This is a genomic window from Patulibacter sp., assembly GCF_030655195.1.
GTDB lineage: Bacteria > Actinomycetota > Thermoleophilia > Solirubrobacterales > Solirubrobacteraceae > Patulibacter.
This window is the reverse complement of sequence record NZ_JAURWA010000085.1, coordinates 1-3,268: the sequence shown is the minus strand read 5'-3', so window position 1 is coordinate 3,268 and position 3,268 is coordinate 1. Positions and strand designations below refer to the sequence as shown.

The 3,268-nt window shown below is 73.1% G+C and carries 5 protein-coding genes and 1 pseudogene; all 6 read left to right on the top strand.

The window, feature by feature from the left end; translation table 11 throughout:
• Positions 1 to 477 (top strand): annotated as a pseudogene (locus tag Q7T67_RS08675) (hypothetical protein); the annotation flags it as partial.
• A 169-nt stretch (positions 478 to 646) separates the two neighbouring features.
• Positions 647 to 1,012: a response regulator transcription factor gene (locus Q7T67_RS08670; protein ID WP_304788100.1), complete on the top strand. Its 366-nt coding sequence runs from the start codon at positions 647 to 649 to the stop codon at positions 1,010 to 1,012.
• The gene (locus Q7T67_RS08665) at positions 1,009 to 1,677 is read left to right on the top strand and encodes a hypothetical protein (protein WP_304788098.1); all 669 of its coding nucleotides are present in this window, start codon (positions 1,009 to 1,011) and stop codon (positions 1,675 to 1,677) included. Before Q7T67_RS08670 ends, Q7T67_RS08665 begins: the two co-directional genes overlap by 4 nt.
• A 138-nt stretch (positions 1,678 to 1,815) precedes the next feature.
• Entirely contained in the window at positions 1,816 to 1,986 is a 171-nt protein-coding gene (locus Q7T67_RS08660; RefSeq protein ID WP_304788096.1) for a hypothetical protein, read from the top strand.
• Between the two features lie 157 nt (positions 1,987 to 2,143).
• Positions 2,144 to 2,764 (top strand): phosphatase PAP2 family protein, encoded by a 621-nt coding sequence (locus Q7T67_RS08655; protein WP_304788093.1) that lies wholly within the window; start codon positions 2,144 to 2,146, stop codon positions 2,762 to 2,764.
• A gap of 219 nt (positions 2,765 to 2,983) precedes the next feature.
• Positions 2,984 to 3,268, top strand: a 285-nt coding sequence (locus Q7T67_RS08650) for a 3-hydroxyacyl-CoA dehydrogenase NAD-binding domain-containing protein (protein WP_304788091.1), incomplete at its 3' end; no start/stop codon positions are given.

The window sequence follows — 3,268 nt, the reverse complement described above, 5'->3', positions numbered from 1 at the left end:
CGCCCCGTGCCGCGCACCCGCCCTGCCCGCCGCGCCGCGTCGGCGTCCGTCGTCGCCCTGCTGGCCCTGGCGGGGTGCGGGGGAGGGGACGACGGCACGACCCCGGCGGCGACCACCGCGCCGGTCGCGGCGGACCGCTCGGCCGCGCTGATCACCGCGGTCTGCTCGGCGGCGACCAAGCCCGTCCCGCCGGTCCCCGGACCGGGGACCTCGGCCGCGGACGGCCGCACGTACGTGCGTGCGGTGGCCACCGCCACCGCGACGCTGGCCTCGGACCTGGACCGCCTCGCGAGCCAGGAGGCGGACCGCCGCGACGTCCTGGCCGAGCTGGCCGCCCGTGCGCGCGGAGTCAACGCCGTGGCCCGCCGCACGCGGGACGGCCGGTCCGCGGGTGGGGCCGCCAACGACCTGGCGGGGGCGATCGCGCGGCTGAACGTCGCGGCGACGCGCGACCGGCTGCCGCAGTGCGGGTTGTGACCGCCGTGCGGTCACGGGCCGGGCGCGGGCGAGCGACCGGGATGGTTCCGGGCGGTCCCCGAGTCCTGTGAAGATCGGCAGGAGGGACGGCGTGATCGTCGTCTAGGTTCTGCCGGTCCGCTGCTCCCCACGGCGACGGTCAGCTCATGTCGTCCCGAGGTGCAGTCCCGTGCACACGCAGTCGTCCCGTCCCCACCAGGCGTCCGTGGCCCCGGCAGGCCCGGCGGTCTCGTCGTCCCGCATCACCGCACGTCAGCGCGAGATCGTCGCGCTGGTCGTGGAGGGCCACACGAACATCGAGATCGCGTCGCTGCTCCACATCTCGGATCGCACGGTCCAGTCGCACGTCGCGGCCGCCATGCGGCACCTGGGCTCGACCTCGCGCACGCAGCTTGCGGTCACGGCATTGCGTGTCGGCCTGGTCCCGCTCTTCCCGAATGACCTCGGCGGAACGGGCGCGTGGCGCCTCCGTGCGTCGGACACCCGTCCGTCACCCACGTGTGGCGACGGCGGGATGCCGACGATGAGGGCATGACGCCGCTCGAGGGATCCGCCGCGACCCGCCCCGCCTTCGGGCGCCGGTGGGTGCCGTCGCTCCTGATCACCGCGACCGCCACCCTCGCCGTCGCCCTTCCGGCCGGCGCGGCGGACGCGACCGTTCCGTCCGGGCCGTCGTCGCCGGCCGCCGCCGCGCGCACCGCGCTCGTCACGTTCGGTGATGACGACCCGGACGTCTCGGCCGCGGACGACGGCGCTGCCGACGCTGACCCGGACCTGGCCGACGACGGCGCCGGCGATCCCGTCGACGGAGCGGGTGCCGTCGACGACGGCAGCTCCGACGGCGACGGTTCCGCAGACGACGGTGCGGCCGACGACGCCCCGGACGACGTCGTCGAGGCGGTGGCGATCGACGCCCGGCGCCGGGCGTCCGTCCGCCCGAGGACGTTCGCGGCCAGGCGGGCGCGGGCCACGGGCCTGACGTGGACGGCCTGGGGCGCGCCGACGGCGACCGCCCGCGGCCGCGTGACGGTGGCGAAGAAGGGCCGCCACGGTAAGACGGTCCGGGCCGCCGGCACCGTGACGTTCACCCGCTTGACGCGGTGCGCCGACGCGACGTCGGTCTACCGGCGCGCCGTGATCACGGTGGCCGGGAAGAAGGTCGCGAAGGTGTCGCTGCCGGGGTGCTCCGCGCTGCGGTGACGGGTCTCTGGCATCTGCCGTCGGCTGATCGACGGCTCTGCCCGTCGCACGGGCGCGGTCAGGAGGTAGCTGGTCGTTCACACAATTCCCCGTGCACCGTGCATGCCGACGGCATCGTTGGGGGATAGGTCACAGACCATGAGCTGGGTCCCCCTCCTCCTCGCCGCCTGGATCGCCATCGACGCGCTGGTCATCGGCGTGATCGCTCGGACCAGCTTCAAGCGGGCGCGTCGGCGTCTGGCCACCGACTCCGCGTCCTCCGGGACGACGTCGGGTACGCCGCGGCACAAGCGGCAGCTCGTCCACTGATCCCGGGCCCGCTCTGCTGCGGGCCGGATTGTGGCGACCAGAGATGTGTCGCCTACCGGTCGAAGGTCACTCGACGCCCTCGTAGGATGGGCCGATCGACGCTCGGCCCTCACCCTCTGCGGCGCCTGCGTCAGCAGCACGGCGGCAACTGCTGCTCTTGGCCGTCGCCGCCGTGGCGACGGCTCTCGCCGTCGCGCTGCGCGTCTGGGTCCAGGTCGTCGGTCCGCTCCCAGGAGAACGCTGGGCCTTGGCCGAGTTTCCGCCCTGGCCCCCTCGCACGGGCGTCGTCGGCGAGCTCGTCGTCTTCTTCGACCTGCTGGGCCGCCCGCTTTTCGCGGCCGCAGGGCTTGCGATCGCGGTCTGGCTGCTGCTCCGGGCGTCACGTCGCCGCGACGCCGTCCTCATCGTCGCGGCCAGCGCCGGCGTCGCCGTCAACGCGGTCCTCAAGGTCGTCTCCGGCACGACGCCGCTGTGGGCCGAGTCCCACGCCGATCCCGGGCTGAACTACCCCAGCGGCCACACGGTCCACATCGTCGTCTTCGCGGGGGCCCTCGCCGTGATGGCCCACCGTCAAGGCCGTCGCGATCTGGTCTTCCTGGCGCTCATCCCGATCGTGCTGACGGGACCGACCCGCGTTCTGAACGGTGCGCACCTGATCAGCGACGTCATCGCTGGCTATCTGATCGGCGTGGCGTGGCTCGCTCTGGTTGTCGTGCTGGTGGGACGTGGCGCTCGACGAGAGTTGCGTCGCTGGCCCCCACGCTCTCACTCCACTTAGGTCGCGCGGGGCGTCGCGCCGTCAGCGCCCAGTCAGCTTCCCGGCGGGCACCCGTAGGTAGGGGACTTCGCTCCCCTCCCCCTCCGCCTCCACGCGGGAAGACCCTCCGAACGCCTCCGGCGCAATCAGCTAATGGTGTGACGACCTGTCCAGTCCGCTCGTCGATATCTTGACCAGCCGGGACAGTTCCTGCCTCTACTGGGTGATTTGATGTTCGCAATGAGCAGGGCTGATGAGGACCCGAACCGTGAGCCCATCGGCGTGATCGGTACCGGATACGTGGGGTTGGTGACCGCGGCGGGGTTCGCCGAACTCGGCAGCGACGTCGTGTGCGTCGACATCGACGCGGAGAAGATCGCGCGGCTGGAGCGGGGCGAGATCCCGATCTACGAGCCGGGTCTGGCCGAGCTGGTGCAGAAGAACCGCGAGCGCCTGACGTTCACGACCGACATCTCGCAGGCGCTGTCGCGGGCGCGGCTGCTGTTCGTGGCGGTCGGGACGCCG

What these genes read in the sequence shown, in the direction of transcription:
- Q7T67_RS08660 (WP_304788096.1), top strand. Translation starts at nt 1,816, where the DNA reads ATGAGCTGGGTCCCCCTCCTCCTCGCCGCCTGGATCGCCATCGACGCG.
- Q7T67_RS08665 (WP_304788098.1), top strand. Translation starts at nt 1,009, where the DNA reads ATGACGCCGCTCGAGGGATCCGCCGCGACCCGCCCCGCCTTCGGGCGC.